We start from the raw sequence: 25,237 nt of genomic DNA, 5'->3' as shown, positions 1-25,237 counted from the left end.
CTTTCCACCAACCCTGCCAACTGTTCGCTCCACGACATGGACACTGCTGATTTTCTGACGCGTATACGCAACCACTATGTCGATCAATTTCGCGCCTTTATGGAGCAGCAACAGGCAGCCTGCAGCCAAGGCGCATCCGAGGTGAAGTTGCAGTTAGGCGAGCAAAGCGAGTTGTTTGAGCGTCTCTATTGCGTTGACTTCATTAAGAACGACGGTCGTCACGAGATTGTAGACTTTCAAGCGGAGAACGTTCTCACTTTCGATCCAATCGTCGGAACGCTCGGCAAGACTTCTCTGTCGATCAAGTGCCTGCAGTGGGATGATGTGCTCATCCGCCATGATCTCGAGGGCCTGCCGCCCGATCAATTGTCTCACTGGTTCCGTTTCTGGTTCGATCCAGAAGATTCACGCCGTGACCCCAACGCCGAGTTGTCGGAAACCATTCACTCCATGCTGATCGAGTCCAACTGCATCAGTGTTGACTTCGGAACGGCCAACTCTGGAGCTTTCTGGGAAATCCTTCAACTGCTTGAGAATGCTGGCGCTACTCGTATCGAAGTCAGCAGTTCTCGCGCAGAAACGACAATCTCTCATTGACGATTTCAGCACCTGAAAACTATCCCGCCTTCGGCGGTTTGATGAAACAGGTGGCCGAGGCGCTGGCCAGCAGATGGCCATCCGCATCCTTCAACGTCCCCTCGGCAATCCCGATCGACCGCGACAGATGCGTCACCCGCGCTTCGGCGACGAGATCCTGATCGCGCGGCACCGGCCGCATCATCTTCACCCCAAGATCGACCGTGCCGAAGCCGATTCCGGCATCGAGCATGCTGTGCACGGCGCAGCCCGTGACCGAATCGAGCAGCGTCGCAGCAAAACCGCCATGCACACCGCCGAGCGGATTGAGATGACGGCTGTCGGCGCGGGCATGGATGACGACTCGGCCCTTTTCCACCTCCATCTCCCTCATTCCCATCGTTTGCGAAATGCTGGCGGCGGGAATCAGCCCCGCGGCCGAGGCCTGCAGCAGTTCCAGACCCGTCATGTTCGTGAGATCCACCACCTTCCCTCCCGTCAAACCGTGCATGAGGGCCAAGAGTTGCACGCATGCAGGCATTGTCAATCACCGCAAAGCGGCATTAACCTGTGGCAAAGCTGCGAAAAATCGGCGGTGACTGCGCGAGAAGCCCCGGAAAACCGCGTCATATGGTTGACATGCGCCAACGCTGCTTGTATCTCGACGCCAACCTAAAGGCGCGCCTTCCTTTGACAAACAAAGCGGTGCGCTTTTGATTGATAGAGACAAGCGGCTTAACGGCCCACAGACTGCTGGATCAAAGCAATGAAGATCAAGAATTCGCTTAAGGCGCTGAAGGCTCGTCACCGCGACAACCGTCTGGTTCGCCGCAAGGGCCGCATCTACATCATCAACAAGCTGAACCCGCGCTTCAAGGCTCGTCAGGGCTGATTGTGGCTGGCGGCTTTCATGCAAGGCCGCTGCGGATCACATTGTTGATAAAAGACCGATTTCGGTTTGATATTGAGCGCATGCGGATTATCTTTTCCGCCATGCGCTTTTTCCGTTTTGCCTCACCGCTCGCCCTCGCTCTCGCCACGATGCCTCTGGTCGGCCTTTCGCCGTCCGCTGTCGCGTTGGCGCAGGAAACGCCGAATGGCGCTGCTCCGGGCAATGATACGCTGCCGGGCGTAACCATCCCGCCAAAATCCCCTGCCCCCGCCCAGCCGCTGCCGCCCCTGCCTGAACGGCATGTCGATACGCCGGCAGCGCCGCAGACCAGGCCGCAGGAACAGGCCAAGGCCGCACCGGCACCGGCCGAGAACCTGTCACCCTCCGCGAAAATAGACAGCCTTCTGGCCCAGCTGAAACGCGAGGGCGACCCGGACAAGGCCAAGAACCTCGCCGAAGAGATCCAAACCGGCTGGACTGAGTCTGGCAGCGCCACCGTCGATCTTCTGCTGCAATGGGCATCCGAGGCGGTAGAAAAGAAGAATAACGGCGCCGCCCTCGATTTCCTCGACCGTGCCACGCTGATCGATCCAGACTTCACCGGCGCATGGCAGCAGCGCGCCACGCTGCATTACACGATGGGTGATCGCCGCAAGGCCATGGCCGACATCAACGAAGTGCTGAAACGCGAGCCGCGCCATTTTGGCGCCATTGCCGGCATGGCGGCGATCCTGATGGAAGCGGAGGAAGATGCGCTCGCCGAAAAGGCGCTGGCGCAATATCTGGCCATCTACCCGGCCGACAAGGAAGCCCGCGAGCAGATGGAAAAGCTGTCGGAAAAAATTGCCGGCAGCCGTACCTGATCGGCCGGGCGTCGGAAACTTATCGGGCGCCTGAGCCGTTATCCCGTAAATGCACCATCCGCACCCCGCCCGCACGAACCTGTCCAGACCCCTCCGCCTGATGATCACAGCTCTCGCCGCCCTTGCCCTCCTCCTTGCCGCCGCCTTTGGCTTCACCGCATGGCAGGCAGCCGCCATCGAGCGGCGTTTTCCCAATATCGGCACGCTGACCGATATCGGCGGCTACCGCATGAACGCCCTGCATGTGCCGGCCGGAAAAAATGCCGACCTGCCGCCGCTGGTCTTCATCCACGGCGCCAGCGGAAACTTGCGTGATCAGGAGGCAGCCTTTCTCGCTCCCTTGCGCGGCCGTGCCGAAATGCTGTTCGTCGATCGCCCCGGCCACGGATATTCGCAACGCGGCGGGCACGAAAACGACACGCCGGACGGACAGGCAGCCGCCATCGCCAAGCTGATGGACGCCTATGGAATGCAGCGCGCTGTCATCGTCTCGCATTCGTTCGGCGGCGCCATCGCAGCCAGCTTCGCTGTCTTCCACCCCGAAAAGACGGCTGGGCTGGTGTTCCTCTCCCCCGCCACCCATCCCTGGCCGGGCGGTGTTGACTGGTATTACGGACTGGCATCACGGCCGGTGATCGGCTGGCTGTTCACCCGCCTTGCCTCGCTGCCGGCCGGCCTGCTGCTGATGGATGGCGCCACAAAATCCGTCTTCAGCCCCAACCTGCGCCGCGAGCGCTATGTCGACGAAGGCGCCCCCGCCCTCGTCCTGCGCCCATCAACGTTCCGCGCCAATGCCACCGACGTCTTTAATCTCCACGACTATGTTGCCCGCATCGCGCCACGTTACCGGGAGATCAAGGCACCGACGGTCATCATCACCGGCGACAGCGACCCGATCGTTCTCGAAGAAATCCACTCGCAAGGGCTCGCCCGCGATATCACTGGCTCCGAACTGGTGATGGTCCACGGCCTCGGCCACAAACCGGATTACGTCATCACCGACCTGTGTATCGCGGCAATCGAAAAGGTGGCGGGGTTCGAGCGCGATTTGCAGGCGACCGCCAAGGTGGTGGAGACAAGACTGCAGCAGAGCGGCGTGCCCGCGCAGTCGGCGATGGGCGCGTCGATCGAAAGAAACTAAGCGGCAGCCATCGATGCCGGATGCCGATAGACCAGATCGGCAGGATCATGTCGCGCCGCATCGGCATCCAGCACCGCGCCCAGCCGTTCCGCCAGACGGCAGGACGCCGTATTTTCGGGATGAATATAACTCACCAGCGTCTCAAGGCTGAGCGCCCCAAATGCCCAGTCGCGCATGGCGTTGGCCGCCTCGAATGCATAGCCTCTACCCTCGAAACCGAGATAAAGCAGCCAGCCGAGTTCGTGTTCGGGAAATAGTGGCCCGGCATTGATGCCGACCTGACCGATACATTGTCCGGCAGCGGCATCGCCTTCGCGCAGCTCGATCATCAGCGAGCCGTGCCCCAAGAGATGCCATTGCGCCACGTCATGGCAGAACATGCCCCAGGCGATCGCCTGCTCATGCGGCCCGCCCATATAGATGGAGCGGTCGGTGGCCATGAAGGCCGCATAGGACGGCCAGTCTTCCATGCGCGGGACACGTAGTGTCAGGCGCTCGGTAACGAGTGTCGGGATCGTCGGCATTGGCAAAGAGGTCATCAGACACAGTCCTGGAAAACAGAAACGGCCGGATTTCTCCGGCCGCTCGAAAGTCATGGCAATCTCTGCAAAACCTCAGACGGCGCTCTGGCCGTCGGCGCCGATATAGGCGATGCGCACCATGTTGGTGGCGCCCGGCGTGCCGAGCGGAACACCGGCCGAGATGATGATGCGGTCGCCCGGCTTGCCAAAGCTTTCTTCGGCAACGATGCGGCAAGCGCGGTTGACCATGTCGTCGAGATCCGTCGCGTCATGGGTGACGACGCAGTGCAGGCCCCAGCAGACCGACAGGCGGCGTGCCGTCTGTACCTTCGGCGAAAGAGCCAGGATCGGAACGTTCGGACGCTCGCGCGAGGCGCGCAGGCCCGTCGTGCCCGACGAGGTATAGGTGACGATGGCCGCCAGTTTCAGCGTTTCAGCGATCTGGCGGGCAGCCAGCGAAATCGCATCGGCGCCGGTTGCTTCCGGCGTGGCGCGCTGTGCGTAGATGATGCTCGGATAAAGCGGATCCTGCTCGACCGTATGGGCAATCGACGCCATCATCGACACGGCTTCGACCGGATACTGGCCGGAAGCCGATTCGGCCGACAGCATGACGGCATCGGCGCCTTCGAACACGGCGATCGACACGTCCGACACTTCGGCGCGGGTCGGCACCGGTGCGGTGATCATCGATTCCAGCATCTGCGTGGCGACGACGACAGGCTTGCCGGCGCGGCGGCAGGCGCGGGTCAGCTGCTTCTGGATGCCCGGCACCATTTCGATCGGCATTTCAACGCCAAGGTCGCCACGGGCCACCATCAGCGCATCGGAAAGCTCGATGATTTCTTCGATGCGCTCGAGAGCCTGCGGCTTTTCGATCTTCGACATCAGGCCGACGCGGCCGCCGGAAATGCGGCGAACTTCGACCAGATCTTCCGGGCGCTGCACGAAGGAAAGCGCAACCCAGTCGACATCGTCGGTGGCCAGAACGGCGTCAAGGTCGGCGCGGTCCTTGTCGGTCAGAACGCCGACTTCCAGCAGCGTGTCGGGCAGGCTGACGCCCTTGCGGTCGGAAATGCTGGTGCCGGCAACGACGGTACAGACAATCGACTTGCCATCGACCTTGGTCGCCTTCAGCGCCAGCTTGCCGTCGTCGATCAGCAGGCGGTCGCCAACCTTCACCGATGTCAGAATTTCCGGATGCGGCAGGAAAACGCGATTTTCATCGCCCGGCGCTTCGTTGTTGTCGAGCGTGAAGGTCTGGCCGGGGGTCAGCGTAACCTTGGTATCGGCAAACTTGCCGACGCGCAGCTTTGGTCCCTGGAGGTCGGCGAGAATGCCGATCGGGCGGCCCGAACGGGCCTCCACCGCGCGGATGCGCGTGATCAGCGTGCGCATCATGTCGTGGCTGGCGTGGCTCATGTTGATACGAAAGAGATCGGCGCCCGCTTCGTGCAGCTTCTCGATCATCGCCTCTTCGGACGACGCCGGACCGAGTGTTGCAAGAATTTTTACTTTGCGATTACGCTTCATCAGTTCTGGCCTTCCTGCGTGCCTGTATTGTCGGAGAGCTGGACCATCCAGCTTCCCTGACGGCCTGTGTCATATTCCTTGAAGCCCATTTTCTGGTAACCGCGGGCAAAGCAGTCTCCGACGCCGGTGATCTTGAACTCGTTTTCGGCGACGCACATGCTGACTTCGCCGGTCCAACGGCCACCACGGGCTGAATCCTCGGCATAGAGATAATAATAACGCGATTGCAGCTCACCCTCGATCAGAGTGGCGCAGCTTGAGGCAGGGACCTGCCACCAGCCTTCGGAAATCCAGCCCTCCTGGGCGCGGTAACCAATACCGACACCGACGAGGTTCTGCGTGCCATTGCACACACGGAAATCAGCGCGTGCTTCGCCTGCCGCAAACAGCGGCACGGCAGCGGCAAGCGCCAGCCCGAAAAGAGTTGGTGACAAAAGAGCGGTGAAGGAAAACAAGGATGGTTTCGACACGGTTTCCGGCGGATCCCCTGCTAAATCAGATGCACTGTTCTTGGCGCGGCCACGATCGAAAGTCAAACGAAAGTCTAATCGTTTAGCGTCCGCCTTCGGGCCGATTTCCTGCGATTATGCCCCCTTCGCCTTGCCTATCCGCAAACTGCGTGCGATCACACGCCGGGTTAAAAATCAGCCAGAACAAACAATTGGTAAGCCGGGCAGCGGGCAATGCAGGATTTCAGTTCCTACGAAATCGTACAGGGTAATTATGACGCCGGGATGGTGCTTCTGGCCGATCACGCCATGAACCGGTTGCCGCCCGGTTACGGCACGCTCGGTCTCGATGAAGCAGCCTTCAGGCGCCACATCGCCTATGATATCGGCATCGAAGGCCTGACCCGCAGTCTGGCGTCCATGCTCGGCATCCCCGCCGTGCTTTGCGGTTTTTCAAGACTGCTGATCGATCCCAATCGCGGCGAAGACGATCCGACCTTGATCATGCGCATCTCCGACGGCGCAATCATTCCGGGAAACCACCCGATCACCGACAGCGAATGGCAGCATCGGCTGAACAGTTTCCACCGGCCCTATCATCAGGCCGTGGATTTGACGATCGTCAAAGCTGCAAGGGAAAGCGGCAAAACGCCGCTGGTTGTGTCCCTCCACTCTTTTACGCCGGCCTGGAAGGGCGTGCCGCGCCCATGGCATGCCTCGGTGCTGTGGGACAGCGATCACCGCGCCGTCCGGCCTCTGCTGGATATGCTGCGCGAAAACCCTGCGCTTCTGATCGGCGACAATGAGCCTTATGATGGCGCCTTGAAAAACGACACCATGTATCGCCACTGCATGCGCCCCGGCATTGCGCACGCCCTATTGGAAGTGCGCCAGGACCTGATCGGTGACGACAATGGTATCGCGGAATGGGCGCAGCGGTTGGCGCCGATTTTCGCCAAAATGAATGCCGACCCGGCCTTGCACGAGCAACAGATATTTCCGTCGCGCACCGGCCCCTACCCGGCCTGAGCGAACACGAGACAAAGGAGATCGCCCGATGAGCGACCTGACCGAACAGCAGAAAACCGAACTCGAGGCCGCAGCCTTTCGCCGCCTCGTCAGCCACCTGCGCGAACGTTCCGACGTGCAGAATATCGACATGATGAATCTGGCCGGTTTCTGCCGCAACTGCCTGTCCAACTGGTATCTCGATGCGGCGAATGAAAAGGGCATTGCCCTGACCAAGGATGCATCACGCGCAATCGTCTATGGCATGCCCTATGAGGATTGGAAAAACCAACATCAGGCGGAAGCATCCGACGCTCAAAAAGCCGCATTCGAGAGCAACAAGCCCTCGCATGGGTAGCCCGGAGCCATTCACTATTGAATGGCTCTCACGTAAATTGGCTTGACCTTGCCCGCACTTCGCGGCAGGTGACACCACCCGCAAAATTGTCGAGACTATTTTAGGAGGCCCCGATGTCTGATGCCCATGGCGTCGCCCGCGACCAACTCCGCGCCTTTATCGAGCGCATCGAGAGACTGGAAGAAGAAAAGAAGACCATTGCCGACGACATCAAGGATGTCTACGGCGAGGCAAAGTCGATGGGTTACGACACCAAGATCATGAAAAAGGTCATCGCCCTTCGCAAGAAGGACGATCAGGAGCGCATGGAAGAGGATCTCATCCTCGACACCTACCTCTCCGCGCTCGGCATGATCCCCGGCGCCGGCACCGAGGAAGAAGCAGCAGCCTGATAGGCAGCCTTCATTCCCGAATTATCAAAGGGCGACAGCGCAAGCGGGTCGCCCTTTTTCGTATCACGGCAAGGTTTTGGGCAAGCGCGCGGTTCGGGGCAACAGCTTATGAAGCAAGTCCCCCTCTGGCCTGCCGGCCATCTCCCCCACAAGGGGGGAGAAAACCTGCGGCACCCGCTTTGCCTCAATTGAACTTCGGCGGATCAACTGGGTTAAGCCCTCCCCCTTGTGGGGGTCCGAAGGACGGGCGGGACCGGTGGCCCGCCCCGGTTAGTTGGGAGGGGCCTTTTTTTCCCATCGGGCATCACCCCATCTTCTCATTCTCCGCCAGCGCCTTCAGCCCCGCGACATCGCGCACCAAGAGCTTTTGGCGCCCGCCGCTCACCAGCCCCCTGCCTTCCCAGGCACTCAGGATGCGCGACACGGTGTGAAGCGTCGTGCCGGTCATTTCGGCAATGTCCTGCCGGGTGATCGGAAAGTCGATGCGCACGCCCGCCCCCTCCGCGCGACCCGCCTGTTCGCTGAGCCGCAGCACCGCATGCGCCACCCGGCGCTCCACTTCCTCGGTAGAAATTTCGCGGATGCGCGTATGCGCCTCCTGCAGGCGTTGGCCGATCGTGGTCAGCGCCGTCGCTGCCAGCTGCGGATTTTGAGAGATCATCTGTGACCAAAGCTCCATCGGCCAGCACAGGGCCACCGCTTCGGACACGCACAGCGCCGTGCCGGGATAATCGCTTCGCTGCAGAGCCTTGGCGATGCCGAACAGATCACCCGGATTGACCATGCGCACGATGATCTGCTGGCCCTGCGGCGTCACCTGACTAACCTTCAGCCGACCATTCAGAAGCAGAAAGAAATGCGTGGCAGGCGCGCCCTGTTCGAACACGGCATCCCCCGCCGCAATTCGCCGCGACACCGCATGCGACAGCATGGCCTCGATATCGCCATCGGCCATCTCGGCAAACAGCGCAAATTTTTTGACGAGACTGATATCGAGCTTCACGCCGAACCTCCATGCCGGCCAAAGAACGCCAGCGTCTCACCTGACTAATCGCTGAAATGCGGATTTATTTGCGATTCATCAACGAAAGCCGGATTTTTTCAAGCCATCTGCAGCGAGCGCTTAAGGAGCCTCGCCATGCCCACGATCGAACAGCCTCACCCAAGCCACCGCGGAGCCGTTCCCCGCGGATTGCTGCAGACCGGACCGGTGCTTTTTTCCTACGGTTTCCGGCCGTTTTTCCTCGGCGGCGCCATCTGGGCCTGCGTCACCATGGTGTTGTGGATCGCCGCGCTGAGCGGCCAGATCGGCATCGGTGGCGACTACGGCCTTTATGCCTGGCATGCGCATGAAATGCTGTTCGGTTTCGGCAGCGCCATTCTCGCCGGGTTTTTCCTCACCGCCGTGCCCAACTGGACAGGCCGCCTGCCGGTCTCCGGCTGGCCTCTGGCCGGGCTGTTTTCGCTCTGGTGCCTTGGCCGGCTCGCCATGCTGTTTCCCGGTTGGACCGGCGCCTCGCTTGCCGCCGTGCTCGATGCGCTTTTCCTGCCGGCCCTTCTCGTCATCAGTGCGCGCGAAATCATTGCCGGCAAACAGTGGAAGAACCTGAAAGTGCTGATCGGCCTCGGCGTGCTGACCGCCGCGAACATCGGCTTTCATTACGAAACGATCGCCATTGGCGCACCGGACTACGCGTCCCGCTTCGGCATCTCCGCCTATATCGCGCTGATCACCGTCATCGGCGGCCGGATCATTCCGAGCTTCACCCGCAACTGGCTGGCAAAACAGGGGGCGACACGGTTTCCAGCCCCCTTCGGCCGGTTCGATATGGTCACCATCCTTTGTTCGGTGATCGCCCTTCTCGTCTGGTCCGTTGCCCCCGAAGGCAAAATAACCGCGATCGTCTGCGGCATTGCCGCCATGTTCCAGTTGGTACGCCTTCACCGCTGGCGCGGCTGGACCACGACGCGCGAAACGCTGGTCACCATCCTGCACGTCGCCTATCTCTTTGTGCCACTGGGCTTTGTCGCCATCGCCGCCTCGGCGCTCGGCGCAATCGACCGGGCATCGTCCATGCATGTTCTGACCGTCGGCACCATGTCGGCAATGATGCTGGCGGTGATGACCCGCGCCACCCGCGGCCATACCGGGCGGCAGCTGACGGCATCGAAAGTCACCAATCTCTGCTACTTTGCCATTCTCGCCTGCGCGCTGGTGCGGCCGCTCTCGGGCATCCTGCCCGGCCAGCTCGACCTGATCTACGCAGCCGCCGGTCTGCTCTGGCTCATCGCTTTCGGCCTCTATCTTTTCGAATACGGGCCGATGCTGACGCGGGTCCGGCGCCAAACGATGGGCTGACGGATCCGGACCGCCAAAAGCAAAAGCCCGCCCGGAGCAATCCGGACGGGCTTTGTTTCTTTTTTCTGAAACGGCTTTCTTAGAACCGGCCCGGATCGATCTGCACCGGATGCGCCGGCTTGAAGCCATCGTTCATGGCGGTGTTTTCCGTGCTGAACGAACGCGACGACACGACACGCGGCGCCTTGGCGGACGCTTCCACCTTGCCCTTGGTCTGCGCCCATTGCGCCAGAACATCGCCGGTCAGCGACTTGTCGGCTGGTGCGGCCTGAGACGGCGCAGCATTGGCGGTCGGAGCCTGCTTCACCGGAGCTTTGGCCTTCGGCGCATCGAAACCGTCACCGAATGTACGGGCCGCAGTGTTGGCCGCAGCCGGGTTGGCAAGCGCCACCTGAACCGGGCGTTTGCCGGGAACAGGAACCGATGCCTCGGACGCGCGCGAATATTCGGCACCCTTGGCAAGCGCTGCAACCAGCTCCGGCGTCAGAGCCTGCGAACCTTCGGCAACCGCGCCACCGGATGCAAGATGCTGGGCCTGCGCATCAAGCGTGTTCGGCACGGCCTGCGGCGATGCGGCGGCCAGCTGCTGCGTTTGCTGCGACGGAAGCGATGCATTCATCGGACCGGCCGAGAAGGCCGGGCGATGGGCCGGAACCGGCAATGCGGTGCCGCTCATTTCGGCCTTGTTGATGGCAGCCGCATAGGCCGTCATCGTGCCGGTATCGGCATCACCCTTCATGCCGCGCGGGCCGAGCAGGGTTGGAACCGGAATGGTATATTGCTGCAGATCGGCAAAGTTCTCGCCGTTCTGCTGGGCCGGAAGGGCTGCCTGAAGCGCATCCTGCGCGGCGCTGCGGCCGCCTTGCGAATACAGCGCATTGGCAAGGCTGGTGCTGCCGTCCTGGCGGAAGGCCGGACGCGACTGCGGCACCGGCGCATCGATAGTCGGAGCCTGCGGTTGCGCGGACGCCACCATGACCGGCGCGCTGTCGCTTTCGCCGTCGTCTGCGGTGGCCGGAGCCGCCGGACGGCCCGGAGCGGCAGGTGCCGGCGTGGTGATGGCTTCGGGATCTTCATCCTCGTCGCCGCCGCCGAACAGCATGGCCAGCAGGTTCTTCTTTTTCTTCACGGTTGCCGAAGAGGCAGGACCGGCCGTGCTGGCAATCTCGATCGAATCGGCGCCGACGCGCTTCTTGTAATCGGCCAGCGCCTGATCATAACCCGGCAGAGGCTTGCCGTCTGACGGCAGATGGATGGTGTTGCCCTTCGGGAAAAGACGGGCAAGTTCGTCACGCGACATGCGCGGCCAGGCGCGCACGCCGCCGACATCGAGATGCACGAACGGCGAACCGGACGTGGGGTAGAAACCGACGCCGCCGACCTGCAGTTGCATGGCGGTTCCGCGCAGCGTCGAAAGTTTTACGCCGGGGATGAAAAAGTCCATCGCCTTGCCCTGCGTATGCTGGCTGTTCTTGGCGACACCCTTGGTGCGCGAACGCAGCATGCCGTTGGTGGCCGGCGAACGATAGGCGGAAACGATGTGGATGTAATCCTTGGCGCCGACGCGGCGATAGACTTCCCACACGAGGTCGAAGAGGCGCGGGTCCATCTTCGTCGGCTCGTTGCGGCGCCAGTCGCGCAGGAACTGGTTGAGCTGCGCCAGACCCTTGGGGTCGAAACGGCCATTGCGCTTGAAGACGATCTCGGCCTTCTCGCGGGTATGGGTGTAATAAAGCTTGAGGCTGCGGGTCTCGGCAGACGCTGTGGTTGCCGACACCGCCGACATCAGTGGCAGCGCTACCACGCAGAGCGAGGCGGCAGCCACAACGCGCTTGGAAAACGACAGGCAACGTGCGGCGAACCCGCTGCGCCCTGTCCCATTTCCGGGCGTGGTGTTTTCATTCTGATACGGCAAGTCGATCCCCGTCCGATTGACAGCACAGCCAGTGCTGCCTCACATGACTGTGAAATGCGGTGACAGCATGGCAAATCCGCCACATGTCCACAAGCAATTCTTTTATAGTCAACAAAGGACTTATAAAAGATTGACAGTGTTTACCAGCCCAGACTTGCGTCAGGATTAACAGGAAAGATCGCCAGGACGGCGATCTTTATCGAACAAAATTGGTCCTGATGCCTTTCACACACGCGTTACGCGCAGATCAGGCGGCTTCGCGCAGCGGATTGTCCGGATCGATTCCGTAATCCTTGAGCTTGCGATAAAGCGTCGAGCGACCGATTCCGAGCTTGCGCGCCACCTGGCTCATCTGGCCGCGGTAGAATTTCAGCGCGAAACGGATCAGTTCCTCTTCCACATCCGCCAGCTTGCGCACGTCGCCGGTATCATCGGTGCTGACGATGACATTGTCCGGCACATGCAACGGAATGTGATGCGCAGCAGTGTCCGACCGCTCGCCGTAGAGGCCGGCCTCATCGGCGCGACCAGAGCCGACCGAAGAAGGCCCCTGCATCTCGACGGCAATCGCCCGCAGTTCCTCCGTGCGGAATTCCGGCAGCTGTGCCGCGATCTGCGGAAAATCGTCTTCCGTCAGCTCGTCGCCGCTGGCCAGCACGACTGCGCGGAAAATCGAGTTTTCCAGCTGGCGGATATTGCCCGGCCAGTCATAGGCGGTGAGCAGCGCCAGGGCACCGGCATTGAGCGTCAGGTTGCGGTCGAGCTTCTGCTCGGCGGAAAACCGCTCGGTGAAGACGCGCGCCAGATGCGGAATGTCTTCCTTGCGGCGACGCAGCGCCGGAATGGTGATGGGGAAGACGTTGAGGCGGTAATAGAGATCTTCGCGAAAACGCCCTGCCCGGACTTCCTCGATCAGGTCCTTGTTGGTGGCCGAGATCAGCCGCACATCGACCTTGTGGGTTTTGGAGGAACCGACGGTTTCGATTTCGCCCTGCTGCACGGCGCGCAACAGCTTCACCTGCACGTCGAGCGGCAGATCGCCGATCTCGTCAAGGAACAGCGTGCCGCCATCGGCTTCCACGAACTTGCCGGTATGGCGGTCGATCGCGCCGGTGAACGCACCCTTTTCATGGCCGAACAGGATGCTCTCGACCAGATTGTGCGGAATGGCACCACAGTTGACGGTGATGAACGGTTTTCCCGAACGGTCGCTGCCGCTCTGGATGGCACGCGCCACCATTTCCTTGCCGACGCCGGATTCACCTTCGAGCACGACCGGAATGCCGGAATGGGCAGCCCGTTCGGCCAGATCGATAACCCGCAGCATGTCCGGGCTGGCAGAGACGATATCGGCAAAACCGATCGGCCCGTTGCGACCCTTGCGCACGGTGCGCGTCTTTGTTTCCTTTTGATCCAGCTTCAAGGCATTGGCGATGGAAGCAGCTATACGCTCAGGCGAAACCGGCTTGACGACGAAGTCGAAAGCACCGGCGCGCATGGCCTGTACGACCGTTTCGATCGAACCCTGCCCGGTCTGCACGATGATCGGAATATTGAGGCCGAGTTCGTTGGCGGCATCGAGGAAACCGAGGCCATCCAGCTCCGGCATCATCAGGTCGAGAACGACGGCGTTGAACTGCGCCCGGTTTCGACGAAGGAACTCAAGCGCGATCCGGCCGTTTTCAGCCAGATGGCAGGAGTGGCCATGACGCTCTACGGCGTTCTTCAAAAGACGGCGTTGTACCGGATCGTCGTCCACGACAAGAATGTGCGCAGTCATGCTCGCTCCCGAAATAGTGGGCAGTACCGTAATGGCACCTATAATGGAGGTTGTGTCATGAAAGGCTTGAACATCCCGTTTTGAGAAAGGCTTGCATTTTAACGGCATGGCCTCAAAACAGAGCACCACGACTGAAACCTGCTTCGAAAAAGACCGGAAACGGCACTTGAGACATCAACAGGAAGGAATTTTGCACGATGACGTCCCACGTTAGACCGAATGGCAAGGAGAACCGCCGCGGTATCGTGGTCGCAGCCGACAGCGCTGCCACTTCCGCCGCGACGACTGAACTCGGCGACCTCCCGACATGGCAGCTCGAGGATCTTTACGACAGCCGCGATGGCGCCGCATTGAAGGCCGATCTCGACAGCGCCGCCGAGCGCGCCAGAGCATTTGAATCCGCCTGGAAGGGCAAGCTTGCCACCGCCGCCGAGAAGACCGGCGCGCAGGGCCTGGGCGTGGCCATCGCCGAATATGACGCGCTTGACGACCTTTTCGGCAAGATCGGCTCCTATGCCGGCCTCACCTATTTTTCCGACACGTCCAACCCCGCAAACGGCAAATTTTATGGCGACGTGCAGGCCAAGCTCACGGATCTTTCCGCCCATCTGTTATTTTTCGCGCTGGAACTGAACCGCATCGATGACGCGGTGATCGACGCCGCGATTGCGCGTGATCCGGCAGTTGCCCATTACCAGCCATGGATCGTCGACCTGAGAAAAGACAAGCCTTTCCAGCTGGAAGACAAGCTGGAGCAACTTTTTCTCGACAAGTCGATGACTTCGGCTGCCGCCTTCAACCGCCTGTTCGACGAGACCATGGCGGATCTGCGTTTCGAGGTGGATGGCGAAAAGCAGCCGCTGGAAATCACCCTCAACATGCTGCAGGAGCCGGACCCGGAGGTACGCGCCAAGGCGGCGCAGGCACTGTCCGCCACCTTCAAGGACAATCTGCGCGTCTTCACCCTGATCACCAACACGCTGGCCAAGGACAAGGCGATCTCCGACCGCTGGCGCGGTTTCGAGGACATCGCCGATAGCCGCCACCTTGCCAACCGCGTCGAGCGCGAAACCGTCGATGCGCTGGCTGCTGCTGTAAAGGACGCCTATCCGCGCCTGTCGCACCGTTATTATGCGATGAAGGCAAAATGGCTCGGCATGGAGACTATGAATTTCTGGGACCGCAACGCACCGCTGCCGAAAACCCCGAATGCCGTGATCCCGTGGACCGACGCCAGGGACACGGTTCTTTCGGCTTACGGTGCGTTTTCTCCTGAAATGGCCGATATCGCCCGCCGTTTCTTCGACGAACAGTGGATCGACGCCCCTGCCCGCCCCGGCAAGGCACAGGGCGCATTCGCGCATCCGACCGTCCCGTCCGCGCATCCTTACGTGCTTGTCAACTATCTCGGCAAACCGCGTGACGTGATGACGCTCGCCCACGAGCTTGGCCACGGCGTGCATCAGGTTCTGGCCGGCGGACAGGGTGCGCTGATGTGCCAGACGCCTCTGACCTTGGCGGAAACCGCTTCCGTCTTCGGCGAAATGCTCACCTTCCGCGCACTTCTGGAAAAAACCAGGGACAGAAAAGAACGCAAGGCCATGCTCGCCCAGAAGGTCGAGGACATGATCAACACGGTCGTGCGCCAGATCGCCTTCTACGAATTCGAGCGCAAGGTGCATACGGCCCGCAAGGATGGCGAACTGACGGCTGAACAGATCGGCGAACTTTGGCTGTCGGTGCAGGAAGAGAGCCTCGGCCCGGCGATCAAAATCTCGGAAGGCTACGAGACGTGGTGGACCTATATCCCCCACTTCATCCACTCGCCCTTCTATGTCTACGCCTACGCCTTCGGCGACTGCCTGGTGAACTCGCTTTACGCGGTCTACCAGAACGCCGCTCCGGGCTTTCAGGAAAAGTATTTTGACCTGCTGAAAGCCGGCGGTTCAAAGCATTATTCGGAACTGCTGAAACCGTTTGGCCTCGATGCCTCCGATCCGGCCTTCTGGTCGAAGGGACTGTCGATGATCGAGAGCCTGATCGACGAACTGGAAGCGCTGGACGAGGCCTGAGCGCTTCCAGTGACGGTGCCTCTCAGCCGATCTCCCCCCTTGAGGGGGAGATGCCCGGCAGGGCAGAGGGGGGTGTCTCTGGCGCAAATACCGCTTGTTCCGTCTTTTCCGCACCGTTGCTTAACCCCCTCTGTCACTATCGTGACATCTCCCCCTCAAGGGGGGAGATCAGAGGGAGTTCATGGCGGCCCCTCACCTCCACGCACAGCTCCGCTCTTGATAGAAAACTCGTTGCGCGAACCATTGATGGGCATGGTAATGGACACCTGCATTCGCTAACGCAGAAAAAGGGTAATCGGGTTTTTCTCACTTATGGCAACACATGCCCCCTTCGCTCTCTTCCGCGATGACCGCACCGGCGAAAGCATGGTCTTCGACCACCCGCACGAAATCGTCATGGCCCGTACCGCCGACGACATCCTGCCCGCACTGGAAAAGCTGGAAACCGCCCGAAAAAACGGCTTCTGGCTGGCCGGTTACCTTTCCTATGAAGCCGGCCACATTTTCGAGCCCAAACTGCGGCCGCTGATCGAGGACAACCGTGAAACGCCGCTGATCGCCATGGGCATATTCGATGCCCCAACCGGCAACGACCATCCGCTGGCCACGCCACCCGCCGAGAATGACACCGCAGCGCTCACCGATTTCCGCGCCGGCTGGGATTTCGACACCTATGCCGAGCGGTTCGAACGCCTGCACCGCCATATCCGCCGCGGCGACTGTTATCAGGCCAACCTCACCATGCCGATCACCGCCCGCTGGGAGGGTGACGCCAAAACACTGTTCTGGTCGCTGATCGAACGCCAGCCGGTGCGTTACGGCGCACTGATCGATCTTGATGCAGAGACGGGCGGCCCAACCATCCTGTCACGCTCGCCCGAACTGTTCTTTTCCGTCGATACCGATGGGATAATCGAAACCCATCCGATGAAGGGCACCGCCGCTCGTGGAGCGAACGAGGACGACGACCGCGCCATCATCGCCACCATGCTGTCCGACGAAAAGACGCTCGCCGAAAACCGCATGATCGTCGATCTGCTGCGCAACGACATTTCCGCTGTAACGGAGGTCGGCACGCTGTCGGTGCCAAAACTGTTCGAAATCGAAACCTATCCGACCGTGCACCAGATGGTCAGCCATGTTCGCGCCAAATTGTTGCCCAAAACAGGTTTGCCGGAAATTCTGGCCGCGCTGTTTCCCTGCGGCTCGATCACCGGTGCTCCAAAGATGTGGGCGATGCGCATTCTGTCGGAACTGGAGGACGGCCCGCGCGACGCCTATTGCGGCGCGATCGGCTGGTGTGATCCGGCGGGGCCGATGCGATTTTCGGTGGCCATCCGCACGATCTCCCTTTTCAGGAGCGGGAATGCGGTTTTCAATGTGGGCGGCGGCATCGTGTTCGATTCCACCGCAGAGGCGGAGTATGAGGAATGTCTGCTAAAGGCAAGGTTCGCGGCGGGAAACCGGCCGATCTTTCGCTGATCGAAACCATGCGCTGGGAGCCGGATACCGGCTTTGCCCGCATCGACCAGCATCTGCGCCGGCTGAAGCGCTCGGCCGATGCACTGGGTTTCCGCGCCGGCCCCGACGACATCGTGCAACGCCTGAAAGGTGCGGCCGAAGGCGAAGCGCCCTTGCGCGTGCGCCTCGAAATGACCTTTCGCGGCAATATCGACATCACCACCACGGCCTTCAATCCGCTCTCGGAAGACACGATCTGGCGCATCAAAATTGCCGAAACCCGCATGCCGTCCGATGACCTGATGTACCGCCACAAAACCACCCGCCGCGAAGTCTACGAGGCGGCCCGCGCCGAATTTTCGATGGAAGAGGTGGACGAGGTTCTGCTGCTCAACGAACGCGACGAACTCTGCGAAGGCACGATCACAAATATCTTTGTCGAACAGGCCGACGGCACGCTGACGACACCGCCGATCTCGTCGGGCCTGCTGGCCGGCATCCTGCGCGGCGATCTGATCCGCGAAGGCCGCGCCAAGTCTGGTCTGGTGAAGCGCGCCGACATGGAAGGACGACAGATCTTTGTCGGCAACTCGCTGCGCGGGCTGATCAGGGCGGAACTGGTGGGCTGAGCATCGTGGCGGGGACGGATCTGCACCAACATCTCCTTGCGCTCGAAACCGAGCTACAAACCGCGACGACAAGAAACTCTGAGGCACGACTGCGGCAACTTTTGTCTTCCGATTTTCGTGAATTCGGCCGCTCCGGTCGCAGTTACGACTTTCGGCAAACCCTTGCAGGCCTGACGAGTGAGACAATAGCCGCGAAAGCGACGATCGAAGATTTCAGCATTTCTCTCCTGAGCGACACGATTGCCCTGGCAACCTATCTCGGCATTCGTTTTCTAGCGGATGGCAGCACCCAGCGGACAAATCGCAGTTCGATCTGGAGATTGGAAGCAGATGGCGGTTGGCGCATGGTTTTTCACCAAGGCACGCCAACCACCTAGGACCATTCATTTCCGCCGATAAAACACCATGCCGCCATGGTGCAGCACATCCGCACTCGCGAAATCGCCGTCAGCCGTAAAACCGGTATCGTCCCAATAGTCGATATGGCTGCCAGTCACTTCATACCGCCCCTGATAGGCGCTTTCGCGGCTGCCGCGCGCCTCGTCGTAACGGCCGTTGGGCAACAGCTCGTGGCGGATGCGGCCATCCTCTGTCACCCACATGCCAACATAGGGGTGGGTCTGCCGGGTCTTGTTCATCGTGTCCTCTGCAAAAACGGGATGGGCAAAAAGCGCCGCCAGTGAGACGGCGGCGCGAAGGGTGATCTGGCGGCGCGTCATCAGATCGCTCCTCAGAAAGCCGCCCGCGTCGGGCGCACGACGATCTCGTTGACGTCGACATCCTCCGGCTGCTCGATGGCAAAGCGCACGGCGCGGCCGATCGCATCAGGCTGAAGTGCTATGGCGCGGTAGGTCTTCATGCCTTCGACGGCGACCGGATCGGTGATCGTGTCGGCCAGTTCGCTTTCCACCACGCCGGGATGGATGCAGGTGACGCGCAGTTTTTCGTTTTCCTGACGCAACCCATCGGAAATCGCCCGCACCGCATATTTCGTGGCGCAATAGACCGCCGCCGTCGGCGAAACGGAAAGTGCGCCCACCGACGCGATGTTGATGATCTGGCCTGAACCGCGCGCCGTCATCTCCGGCAGCACGGCGGCAATGCCGTAGAGCACACCCTTGATGTTGACGTCGATCATGCGGTCCCATTCCTCGACCTTCAGCGAGGACATCAGTGACAGCGGCATGACGCCGGCATTGTTGACGATGACGTCCACCCGCCCGAATTCTTTTCGTGCTGCATCGGCAAAGGCCGCGACATCGGCGCGGTCTGTCACATCGAGTTTGCGGGTCAGCACCGTGGCGCCGGTGCCGCGCAGTTCTTGCGCCAGCGTTTCCAGCCGGTCGGTGCGGCGTGCACCGAGCACGACGGTCGCGCCGGCCTTCGCCAGTTCACGCGCAATGCCGACGCCGATACCGCTCGATGCGCCGGTGATGAGAACAACCTTGTCCCTGATCCTGTCCATGACTTTCTCCTCTGAACGACCCGCCTCATTGCGGTTGCCAGCAAGATATGTTTTCGCCATTGTCGCGATAAGCCACTCATTGATTTCCAGACTGGCAAGGAAAACTAACCAATGCTGCCCGACTTCAACGCGCTCGCCATCTTTGCCCTCGTCGCCGAGGAGAGGAATTTTCGCGCTGCCGCCGACCGCATGGGCGTCACCCGCTCCGCCGTCAGCCAGACGATCCGAAAGCTGGAGGAAACGCTTGGCATCGCGCTTGTTGCGCGCACCACCCGCAGCGTGGCGCTGACGGAGGCAGGAGAGCGGCTTTACGCGGAAACCGCCCCGGCGCTGGCCGAGATGCGCGGCGCCGTCGAAGCCGCCGCCAACCGGCAGGGCAGTCCGCGTGGCAAACTCAATCTGGCGGTATCATCGATCGCCGAAAGTTTTCTCTCCGGCCCGCTGCTGGCGGCCTTCGCCGAGGAAAACCCGGATGTGAAACTGCACATCACCGTCACCGACGAGGAATTCGATATCGTCGCCGAAGGTTATGATGCCGGCGTGCGGCTGGGCGAAGTGATCGCGCAGGACATGATCGCCGTCCCGGTCTCCGGCGATCAGCGGCAGTTGGCCGTCGCCTCCCCCGCTTACCTCGCGCGTTTTGGCACACCCGCACATCCGCGCGAATTGTCCGGCCACCGTTGCATCGGTTGGCGCGTCGCCCCGCATATTGCCCCCTATCGCTGGGAGTTTGCCGAAGCAGGCAAGGAATTTGTCGTCGCGGCCGCCGACACCATCACCACCACCGACATGACGCTGATGGTGCGGCTTGCCGTTGCCGGCGCCGGCATTTCCTTCGGCATGGAAGACACGTTTCGCGAACCGCTTTCGCGTGGCGAACTGGTTCCCGTTCTCGAAGATTTCTGCCCGTGGTTTCCGGGTTTTTATCTCTATTACCCGAGCCGGAGAAACATGGCGCCAAAACTGCGGGCATTGGTGGATCACCTGCGGCAATTTCGAAAATAATCAGCCTTCGTGCCGCTCGACCTCATAAACGCAGCAGTTTTTACCATCGATCTCGTAACGACCGCCCGCCTTCCACAGGGAATAGGCCGGTTCCAGATCGAGAGAGGGCGATTCCCGGCGCAGCCCCAGCCGGGAAATCAGGCCGCCACGCGGTCTGGGCTTGGGCTCCGGCAGATCGGGCTGCAGCAGAAACAGCATCAGCCAATCCTGCAGAACATAGTCGGCCGCAATGCCGTGACAGGCTTCCTTGAGGCCGTAATGCCAGCTTGGTCTTTTCGGCCCTGAATAACGCACCTCATCGGCAAAGGCGTCCAGCGCGTCACCGGCCTCCTCCCATTCGGGATGTTCCGGCTTGCCGGTGACAAACGTCAGTTCATCCAGGGCATCCGCATGGGTCGTCTTGCCACGTGCGCGCAAAAAGCCGGCCCGCTGGGCGATATCGCGGCGCGCGAGTTCAACGAGAACATCCAGTGGCCGCGCATTGCGCACCAGCGGACGGGCATGAAAACCAGCGTTTTCTCCCTCCGCTGCCGGCAAGGATTGCGTGGCCGGCCAGTGATCGGTGAACAGCCGCTTCAGCCTTTCGAGAAACCTGCCGCCATCCGGCAGATCTGCGAACAGCGTGTCGAAACGGTCGGGATGCGCCTGGCCGATCAGCGCAATGAAATGGCTGTGGTCGTTTTCCTGTTCGCCCGTATAGGTCTGCCGCCAGAGTATTTCGAGATCATGCTGCTCGTCCGGAACCGCTTGCGGCGCCCGTTCGGGCTCAACCACCGACGCTGGAGGCGCTTCCGCCGACGGCTCCGGTTGCTGTTTCTCGAGGTGATCGGCAAAACGGCGAAGCGGCAGATAGATATTGGCCACTTTCATGCCGGCGGCACCGACAACAATAGCCGATCCCTCCGGCCACCACGGCCGGCTGTCGCGGCTCATGGTGGCCCCCATGACATTGTCCAGTCCCTTCCAGAGATCGGAAAGCCGACGCGCCCAGGCCTGATATTCCGGAGAATTCACATCCGCCTGCGGACGCGGAAATTCCAGCACCCAGGCATCAATCAGCCCTTCTCCCGGCCCGATATCGTCATCGGACGTGTGGCGGGTACCCAGAACATATCCCTTGCGCCACTCGCCCGCAAAAAACGCCAGCCTTGCATGGTTCTCACCGCCCGGCGCATAACTGCCATAGGCGATCAGCGCCGAGGCGCCGTTGTCTGCTTCATTCACTGTCATGGCTTTTGCATCAATGCGGAATCATGTCGTTTTGATGGGCGACACGCTGTGCGGTGTCAAATCGCACGCCTTGCGTTCCTCATCCGCCAATGCCGCTGCCATGTTGCAGCCGAGAAAAAACACCAGCCAGAAGGCCAGCCACAGTGCCCAACGCGGCAATTCCGACCCGCTTTTGACGGCAGCGATCACCCTGCCAGCCCGCACGATACCCATGAAATGCCCCTGCTTACACGCCGCGATGGCGAAACACCGCCAGATCCGCATCGTCAGTTACAGCGGCGACGACATAAGCCCTCAGCGTGAATTCGGTCATCCCACCATCTCGTTTCAAAACCCCATTCGCCCTGTTTCTAGGGCGCGCCGGACAAGTTCCAAGCCCCAGGGTGTTTTTACGACGCCCGCAACCGTTCGCTGAAACAGGAGATTGACAAGCGCCCGGCACCCGGCCAGCCTGCACCGCATGTCGCCGACCTACACACCCTATGACGGCTCATCGCCGCTTTTCACCATCGGCCTGTCGCCGCTCGACCCCGAATGCTGGATCGAGCCGGATACAAATCTCGTCTTCGAACTGGCGGAAAAGCGCCGCCTTGTCTCCGAGCATGGCGACAAGGTTCTTCGCGCAGAGCCGGGCACGGAAAATGCCCAGCGCGAGGTGCTGGAGCGGCTGGCGGACTATCTCACCACCCACCATCCCGATCTCTACCGGCGCGATGGCGACCGCATCCATATGGCCGGCCACACGGTCGATCTATCCGACGAAACCATGCTGCCGATCCACCGCGCCGGGCTTCTGGTTCAGGACGATCTGGTCATCATGAAAAAGGGTGAAAACGGCTGGCGTATTGCCGCTGCATTCCTGGCCTTCCCCTCCTCGTGGAAACTGTCTGAAAAATTCGGCAAGGTGATGAATGAGGTGCACGCCCCGGTGCCCGGTTTTCAGGACGGCAGCCGCAATGCCGAGCTGATCGCCCGCATGTTCGATCGCCTGCAGCCCGGCAACCCCGTGCGGCGGATGAACTGGTCGGTCAACTGGCGACACGCACTTTATCACCCGGTATCGCCACCAGCGGATGTGGTGCGCGTGACCCCGGCGGAAAACACGATCATCCGCGTCGAACGCCAGACGCTGACCAAGCTTCCGGTATCAGGAGACATCCTGTTCACCATCCGCATCTACCTCGATCCGGTGGCGGCGATCCTCGCCGAACCCGATGCTGAACGGCTGGCGCTCGCCATGGCGGATCAGCTGGAAAAACTGACGATCGACGAAGCCGAATACAAGGGCGTGCTGGAAAAACGGAACGAACTGCTGGCGCTGCTGCGGCAGCCGCAAACCGCTGTGATGGAGCCGCAAAAAACGCCTGCGCAATAGCGCCTTGTCCTTGCCGTGTTGCTGGAACAAACGCTTTATTGTGACGATGAAATATGATCTAGCGCACCGCATCAAAACACACGTCACAATATCCGTCACACTGGACCATTATGCGTGAAAAGCCTGACTGCGGCCAAACAACAGCAGTCGATCGTTAGGGAGCATGACATGACTGACCAGAACTACCCGGTTTATGCCGAAATCACCGGCCCGATCGTGATGATCGGCTTTGGTTCGATCGGTCGCGGCACGCTGCCGTTGATCGAGCGCCATTTCAAGTTCGACAAGAGCCGGATGGTGGTCATCGACCCGCGCGAAGAACCCGCCGACATGGAAATCCTTGCCAAGCATGGCGTGCGCCACATCAAGGAACACGTCACCAAGGAAAATTACAAGGAACTGCTCAAGCCGCTCCTGACCGAAGGCGAAGGCCAGGGTTTCTGCGTCAACCTGTCGGTCGATACCGGCTCGCTTGACCTGATGAAGCTGTGCCGCAAGCTCGACGTGCTTTACATCGACACGGTCGTTGAGCCGTGGCTCGGCTTCTATTTCGACACCAGCATGAAGAATTCCGAGCGCACCAACTATGCGCTGCGCGAAACGGTGCGCAAGGAAAAGGCCAAGAACCCGGGCGGCACCACCGCCGTTTCCACCTGCGGCGCCAATCCGGGCATGGTCTCGTGGTTCGTCAAGCAGGCGCTGGTCAACCTTGCCAACGACACCGGCCTGAAATTCGAAGAGCCGGATCAGCATGACCGCGAAGGCTGGGCCAAGCTGATGAAGAAGCTCGGCGTCAAGGGCGTGCACATTGCCGAACGCGACACCCAGCGCACCAAGCATCCAAAACCGCTGAACGTGTTCTGGAACACATGGTCTGCGGAAGGCTTCATCTCGGAAGGCCTGCAGCCATCCGAACTCGGCTGGGGCACCCACGAAAACTGGATGCCGAAAAACGCCAAGAAGCACAAGAAGGGCTGCCAGGCCGCCATCTATCTGGATCAGCCGGGCGCCAACACCCGCGTGCGCACCTGGTGCCCGACACCGGGCCCGCAATACGGTTTCCTCGTCACCCATAACGAGTCGATCTCGATTGCCGATTATTACACGGTCGAGAAGGACGGCGAAGTCGTCTACCGCCCGACCTGCCATTACGCCTACCACCCGGCCAATGACGCGGTTCTGTCGCTGCACGAAATGTTCGGCAATGGCGGCAAGCAGCAGCCCGTCCTGCACGTTCTGAACGAGGACGAGCTTGAGGATGGCGTCGACGAACTCGGCGTGCTGCTCTACGGCCACGAAAAGAACGCCTACTGGTACGGTTCGCGCCTGTCGCTGGAAGAAACCCGCCGCATCGCGCCTTACCAGAACGCCACCGGCCTGCAGGTAACGTCCGCCGTTCTCGCCGGCATGGTCTGGGCGCTGGAAAACCCGAAGGCCGGCATCGTCGAAGCCGACGAGGTCGATTACAAGCGTTGCCTGGAAGTTCAGACGCCTTACCTCGGCCCGGTCGAAGGCCATTACACCGACTGGACCCCGCTCGAAGGCCGTCCGGGCCTGTTCCCGGAAGACATCGACGAGAAGGACGCCTGGCAGTTCAAGAATATTCTGGTCCGCTAAGCCGCCCGGAACTGTAAATAGTCAAACGCCCGCCATCGTGCGGGCGTTTTTCATGTTGAAGAATTGGTAAAGGTCTCTGTCAAAGCGAGCATCTTGCTTTACATAGAGTGTGACAGCATGGTTCCGACAGGGAGCCGATTTGCGGAGATATGAGTATGAAGCTGAAACTGAGCCTGGCGCTGGTCGCCGTTGCCACCCTGAGCGCCTGTGTATCCTCTGCCCCGCCGCGCCAGATGGCATCCGCCCCGCCGCAGCCGCAGGGCGTCGAAGGCACCTGGTCGGATCCGAACGGCATCATCTCCACCTTCCAGGGCGGCACGTTCAACACCCGCTCGACCGACAACAACGCGCTGCTCGCCTCCGGCAACTATGTCACCCTGTCGCCGACGCTGGTCGAGATCAACATGACCTCGCTGGTGCGCAAGACCCAGTCCAAGGTCAATTGCGCACTGGTCAACATGAACCAGCTGAATTGCACCGCCGACAGCGGTTCGCAGTTCTCGCTGTCGCGCCGCAGCTAAACCCCTGGCGGCATGACCATTCCTGACATTCGGCAAGGGCCTCGCAGACGCGGGGCCCTTTGCTTTTGCGTGCAT

General features: G+C 60.9%; 26 protein-coding genes and 2 pseudogenes. 17 read left to right on the top strand and 11 right to left on the bottom strand.

Annotated elements, in window-relative coordinates; genetic code table 11:
- Window positions 1-36: 36 nt before the first annotated feature.
- Window positions 37-597: a hypothetical protein gene (locus tag AAIH70_RS07640; RefSeq protein ID WP_132271587.1), complete on the top strand. Its 561-nt coding sequence runs from the start codon at window positions 37-39 to the stop codon at window positions 595-597.
- A gap of 19 nt (window positions 598-616) precedes the next feature.
- On the opposite strand, the gene AAIH70_RS07635 is transcribed toward AAIH70_RS07640, so the two are convergent.
- Window positions 617-1,117, bottom strand: coding sequence for a PaaI family thioesterase (locus AAIH70_RS07635; RefSeq protein WP_207908210.1), 501 nt, complete (start codon window positions 1,115-1,117; stop codon window positions 617-619).
- Between the two features lie 225 nt (window positions 1,118-1,342).
- Here AAIH70_RS07635 and ykgO point away from each other — a divergent pair, with 225 nt between their 5' ends.
- The 3 genes from ykgO to AAIH70_RS07620 all read left to right on the top strand — a co-directional run bounded on the left by ykgO (window position 1,343) and on the right by AAIH70_RS07620 (window position 3,472).
- On the top strand, window positions 1,343-1,468 hold the full coding sequence (gene ykgO, locus AAIH70_RS07630) for a type B 50S ribosomal protein L36 (protein WP_132271586.1): 126 nt from the start codon (window positions 1,343-1,345) through the stop codon (window positions 1,466-1,468).
- An 80-nt stretch (window positions 1,469-1,548) separates the two neighbouring features.
- Window positions 1,549-2,331 carry a hypothetical protein gene (locus AAIH70_RS07625; protein WP_132271585.1) on the top strand — a complete coding sequence of 261 codons (783 nt, stop codon included), beginning with the start codon at window positions 1,549-1,551 and terminating at the stop codon, window positions 2,329-2,331.
- A 100-nt stretch (window positions 2,332-2,431) separates the two neighbouring features.
- Entirely contained in the window at window positions 2,432-3,472 is a 1,041-nt protein-coding gene (locus tag AAIH70_RS07620; protein ID WP_132271584.1) for an alpha/beta fold hydrolase, read from the top strand.
- Here the strand turns inward: AAIH70_RS07620 and AAIH70_RS07615 are convergent.
- The 3 genes from AAIH70_RS07615 to AAIH70_RS07605 all read right to left on the bottom strand — a co-directional run bounded on the left by AAIH70_RS07615 (window position 3,469) and on the right by AAIH70_RS07605 (window position 5,981).
- Entirely contained in the window at window positions 3,469-4,011 is a 543-nt protein-coding gene (locus tag AAIH70_RS07615) for a GNAT family N-acetyltransferase (RefSeq protein ID WP_245518998.1), read from the bottom strand. The genes AAIH70_RS07620 and AAIH70_RS07615 overlap by 4 nt on opposite strands.
- A gap of 75 nt (window positions 4,012-4,086) precedes the next feature.
- A complete protein-coding gene (gene pyk / locus AAIH70_RS07610) occupies window positions 4,087-5,526 on the bottom strand; it encodes a pyruvate kinase (protein WP_132271583.1) in 1,440 nt (479 codons plus the stop codon).
- Entirely contained in the window at window positions 5,526-5,981 is a 456-nt protein-coding gene (locus AAIH70_RS07605; RefSeq protein WP_430033826.1) for a DUF1036 domain-containing protein, read from the bottom strand. Before AAIH70_RS07605 ends, pyk begins: the two co-directional genes overlap by 1 nt.
- Window positions 5,982-6,209: 228 nt before the next feature.
- Between AAIH70_RS07605 and AAIH70_RS07600 the strand changes: the two genes are divergently transcribed.
- The 3 genes from AAIH70_RS07600 (at window position 6,210) to AAIH70_RS07590 (ending at window position 7,733) form a co-directional block, all read left to right on the top strand.
- Window positions 6,210-7,004 carry an N-formylglutamate amidohydrolase gene (locus AAIH70_RS07600; protein ID WP_132271581.1) on the top strand — a complete coding sequence of 265 codons (795 nt, stop codon included), beginning with the start codon at window positions 6,210-6,212 and terminating at the stop codon, window positions 7,002-7,004.
- A 28-nt stretch (window positions 7,005-7,032) separates the two neighbouring features.
- Window positions 7,033-7,341, top strand: coding sequence for a DUF1244 domain-containing protein (locus AAIH70_RS07595; protein WP_132271580.1), 309 nt, complete (start codon window positions 7,033-7,035; stop codon window positions 7,339-7,341).
- A 113-nt stretch (window positions 7,342-7,454) separates the two neighbouring features.
- The gene (locus AAIH70_RS07590; protein ID WP_132271579.1) at window positions 7,455-7,733 is read left to right on the top strand and encodes a DUF2312 domain-containing protein; all 279 of its coding nucleotides are present in this window, start codon (window positions 7,455-7,457) and stop codon (window positions 7,731-7,733) included.
- Window positions 7,734-8,037: 304 nt separating this feature from the next.
- Here the strand turns inward: AAIH70_RS07590 and AAIH70_RS07585 are convergent, their stop codons facing one another.
- Window positions 8,038-8,736 (bottom strand): Crp/Fnr family transcriptional regulator, encoded by a 699-nt coding sequence (locus AAIH70_RS07585; protein WP_132271578.1) that lies wholly within the window; start codon window positions 8,734-8,736, stop codon window positions 8,038-8,040.
- Window positions 8,737-8,871: 135 nt separating this feature from the next.
- On the opposite strand from AAIH70_RS07585, the gene AAIH70_RS07580 reads away from it, so the two are divergent.
- On the top strand, window positions 8,872-10,092 hold the full coding sequence (locus AAIH70_RS07580; RefSeq protein ID WP_132271577.1) for an NnrS family protein: 1,221 nt from the start codon (window positions 8,872-8,874) through the stop codon (window positions 10,090-10,092).
- Window positions 10,093-10,171: 79 nt separating this feature from the next.
- Here AAIH70_RS07580 and AAIH70_RS07575 read toward each other — a convergent pair whose 3' ends face one another.
- The 3 genes and pseudogenes from AAIH70_RS07575 to AAIH70_RS07565 all read right to left on the bottom strand — a co-directional run.
- A complete protein-coding gene (locus AAIH70_RS07575; RefSeq protein ID WP_132271576.1) occupies window positions 10,172-12,007 on the bottom strand; it encodes a DUF882 domain-containing protein in 1,836 nt (611 codons plus the stop codon).
- 247 nt (window positions 12,008-12,254) lie between these two features.
- Window positions 12,255-12,437 (bottom strand): annotated as a pseudogene (locus AAIH70_RS07570) (helix-turn-helix domain-containing protein); the annotation flags it as partial.
- A gap of 158 nt (window positions 12,438-12,595) precedes the next feature.
- Window positions 12,596-13,787 (bottom strand): annotated as a pseudogene (locus AAIH70_RS07565) (sigma-54-dependent transcriptional regulator); the annotation flags it as partial.
- A gap of 197 nt (window positions 13,788-13,984) precedes the next feature.
- Here AAIH70_RS07565 and AAIH70_RS07560 point away from each other — a divergent pair.
- The 4 genes from AAIH70_RS07560 to AAIH70_RS07545 all read left to right on the top strand — a co-directional run bounded on the left by AAIH70_RS07560 (window position 13,985) and on the right by AAIH70_RS07545 (window position 18,326).
- Window positions 13,985-15,859, top strand: a complete 1,875-nt coding sequence (locus AAIH70_RS07560) for a M3 family oligoendopeptidase (RefSeq protein ID WP_430033727.1) — start codon at window positions 13,985-13,987, stop codon at window positions 15,857-15,859.
- 312 nt (window positions 15,860-16,171) lie between these two features.
- Entirely contained in the window at window positions 16,172-17,341 is a 1,170-nt protein-coding gene (locus AAIH70_RS07555) for an aminodeoxychorismate synthase component I (RefSeq protein WP_132271573.1), read from the top strand.
- On the top strand, window positions 17,290-17,949 hold the full coding sequence (locus AAIH70_RS07550) for an aminotransferase class IV family protein (protein ID WP_132271572.1): 660 nt from the start codon (window positions 17,290-17,292) through the stop codon (window positions 17,947-17,949). The genes AAIH70_RS07555 and AAIH70_RS07550 overlap by 52 nt, the downstream gene beginning before the upstream one ends.
- A 5-nt stretch (window positions 17,950-17,954) precedes the next feature.
- Window positions 17,955-18,326, top strand: a complete 372-nt coding sequence (locus AAIH70_RS07545; RefSeq protein WP_165931920.1) for a DUF4440 domain-containing protein — start codon at window positions 17,955-17,957, stop codon at window positions 18,324-18,326.
- A 6-nt stretch (window positions 18,327-18,332) separates the two neighbouring features.
- Here AAIH70_RS07545 and AAIH70_RS07540 read toward each other — a convergent pair whose 3' ends face one another.
- Both AAIH70_RS07540 and AAIH70_RS07535 read right to left on the bottom strand, forming a co-directional pair.
- Window positions 18,333-18,668 (bottom strand): Atu4866 domain-containing protein, encoded by a 336-nt coding sequence (locus tag AAIH70_RS07540; RefSeq protein WP_132271570.1) that lies wholly within the window; start codon window positions 18,666-18,668, stop codon window positions 18,333-18,335.
- A gap of 11 nt (window positions 18,669-18,679) precedes the next feature.
- Window positions 18,680-19,414: an SDR family oxidoreductase gene (locus AAIH70_RS07535; RefSeq protein WP_132271569.1), complete on the bottom strand. Its 735-nt coding sequence runs from the start codon at window positions 19,412-19,414 to the stop codon at window positions 18,680-18,682.
- Between the two features lie 111 nt (window positions 19,415-19,525).
- Between AAIH70_RS07535 and AAIH70_RS07530 the strand changes: the two genes are divergently transcribed.
- Window positions 19,526-20,419, top strand: a complete 894-nt coding sequence (locus tag AAIH70_RS07530) for a LysR family transcriptional regulator (protein ID WP_132271568.1) — start codon at window positions 19,526-19,528, stop codon at window positions 20,417-20,419.
- Here the strand turns inward: AAIH70_RS07530 and AAIH70_RS07525 are convergent, their stop codons facing one another.
- Window positions 20,420-21,649 (bottom strand): hypothetical protein, encoded by a 1,230-nt coding sequence (locus AAIH70_RS07525; RefSeq protein WP_132271567.1) that lies wholly within the window; start codon window positions 21,647-21,649, stop codon window positions 20,420-20,422.
- A gap of 34 nt (window positions 21,650-21,683) precedes the next feature.
- Between AAIH70_RS07525 and AAIH70_RS07520 the strand changes: the two genes are divergently transcribed.
- The 4 genes from AAIH70_RS07520 (at window position 21,684) to omp10 (ending at window position 25,162) form a co-directional block, all read left to right on the top strand.
- Window positions 21,684-22,064 (top strand): hypothetical protein, encoded by a 381-nt coding sequence (locus AAIH70_RS07520; RefSeq protein WP_132271566.1) that lies wholly within the window; start codon window positions 21,684-21,686, stop codon window positions 22,062-22,064.
- 9 nt (window positions 22,065-22,073) lie between these two features.
- A complete protein-coding gene (locus AAIH70_RS07515) occupies window positions 22,074-23,024 on the top strand; it encodes a heme-dependent oxidative N-demethylase family protein (protein WP_348639704.1) in 951 nt (316 codons plus the stop codon).
- A 168-nt stretch (window positions 23,025-23,192) separates the two neighbouring features.
- Entirely contained in the window at window positions 23,193-24,641 is a 1,449-nt protein-coding gene (locus AAIH70_RS07510; protein WP_132271565.1) for a homospermidine synthase, read from the top strand.
- A 155-nt stretch (window positions 24,642-24,796) separates the two neighbouring features.
- Entirely contained in the window at window positions 24,797-25,162 is a 366-nt protein-coding gene (gene omp10, locus AAIH70_RS07505; RefSeq protein ID WP_132271564.1) for an outer membrane lipoprotein Omp10, read from the top strand.
- Window positions 25,163-25,237: the final 75 nt, after the last annotated feature.

The organism is Neorhizobium sp. BT27B, from assembly GCF_050455485.1.
GTDB lineage: Bacteria > Pseudomonadota > Alphaproteobacteria > Rhizobiales > Rhizobiaceae > Neorhizobium.
Note: the sequence above shows the minus strand (reverse complement) of the source record. Positions and strands in the feature narration are given on the sequence as shown.

Excerpts from the sequence above, each read along its gene's own strand:
- AAIH70_RS07510 (WP_132271565.1), top strand. The coding sequence starts at position 23,193 with ATGACTGACCAGAACTACCCGGTTTATGCCGAAATCACCGGCCCGATC.
- AAIH70_RS07620 (WP_132271584.1), top strand. The coding sequence starts at position 2,432 with ATGATCACAGCTCTCGCCGCCCTTGCCCTCCTCCTTGCCGCCGCCTTT.
- pyk (WP_132271583.1), bottom strand. The coding sequence starts at position 5,526 with ATGAAGCGTAATCGCAAAGTAAAAATTCTTGCAACACTCGGTCCGGCG.
- AAIH70_RS07555 (WP_132271573.1), top strand. The coding sequence starts at position 16,172 with ATGGCAACACATGCCCCCTTCGCTCTCTTCCGCGATGACCGCACCGGC.
- AAIH70_RS07625 (WP_132271585.1), top strand. The coding sequence starts at position 1,549 with ATGCGGATTATCTTTTCCGCCATGCGCTTTTTCCGTTTTGCCTCACCG.
- AAIH70_RS07535 (WP_132271569.1), bottom strand. The coding sequence starts at position 19,414 with ATGGACAGGATCAGGGACAAGGTTGTTCTCATCACCGGCGCATCGAGC.
- AAIH70_RS07600 (WP_132271581.1), top strand. The coding sequence starts at position 6,210 with ATGCAGGATTTCAGTTCCTACGAAATCGTACAGGGTAATTATGACGCC.
- AAIH70_RS07520 (WP_132271566.1), top strand. The coding sequence starts at position 21,684 with ATGGGCGACACGCTGTGCGGTGTCAAATCGCACGCCTTGCGTTCCTCA.
- AAIH70_RS07580 (WP_132271577.1), top strand. The coding sequence starts at position 8,872 with ATGCCCACGATCGAACAGCCTCACCCAAGCCACCGCGGAGCCGTTCCC.
- ykgO (WP_132271586.1), top strand. The coding sequence starts at position 1,343 with ATGAAGATCAAGAATTCGCTTAAGGCGCTGAAGGCTCGTCACCGCGAC.
- AAIH70_RS07530 (WP_132271568.1), top strand. The coding sequence starts at position 19,526 with ATGCTGCCCGACTTCAACGCGCTCGCCATCTTTGCCCTCGTCGCCGAG.
- AAIH70_RS07615 (WP_245518998.1), bottom strand. The coding sequence starts at position 4,011 with ATGACCTCTTTGCCAATGCCGACGATCCCGACACTCGTTACCGAGCGC.
- AAIH70_RS07595 (WP_132271580.1), top strand. The coding sequence starts at position 7,033 with ATGAGCGACCTGACCGAACAGCAGAAAACCGAACTCGAGGCCGCAGCC.
- AAIH70_RS07590 (WP_132271579.1), top strand. The coding sequence starts at position 7,455 with ATGTCTGATGCCCATGGCGTCGCCCGCGACCAACTCCGCGCCTTTATC.
- AAIH70_RS07550 (WP_132271572.1), top strand. The coding sequence starts at position 17,290 with ATGTCTGCTAAAGGCAAGGTTCGCGGCGGGAAACCGGCCGATCTTTCG.
- AAIH70_RS07640 (WP_132271587.1), top strand. The coding sequence starts at position 37 with ATGGACACTGCTGATTTTCTGACGCGTATACGCAACCACTATGTCGAT.
- AAIH70_RS07525 (WP_132271567.1), bottom strand. The coding sequence starts at position 21,649 with ATGACAGTGAATGAAGCAGACAACGGCGCCTCGGCGCTGATCGCCTAT.
- AAIH70_RS07635 (WP_207908210.1), bottom strand. The coding sequence starts at position 1,117 with ATGCCTGCATGCGTGCAACTCTTGGCCCTCATGCACGGTTTGACGGGA.
- AAIH70_RS07560 (WP_430033727.1), top strand. The coding sequence starts at position 13,985 with ATGACGTCCCACGTTAGACCGAATGGCAAGGAGAACCGCCGCGGTATC.
- AAIH70_RS07540 (WP_132271570.1), bottom strand. The coding sequence starts at position 18,668 with ATGACGCGCCGCCAGATCACCCTTCGCGCCGCCGTCTCACTGGCGGCG.
- omp10 (WP_132271564.1), top strand. The coding sequence starts at position 24,797 with ATGAAGCTGAAACTGAGCCTGGCGCTGGTCGCCGTTGCCACCCTGAGC.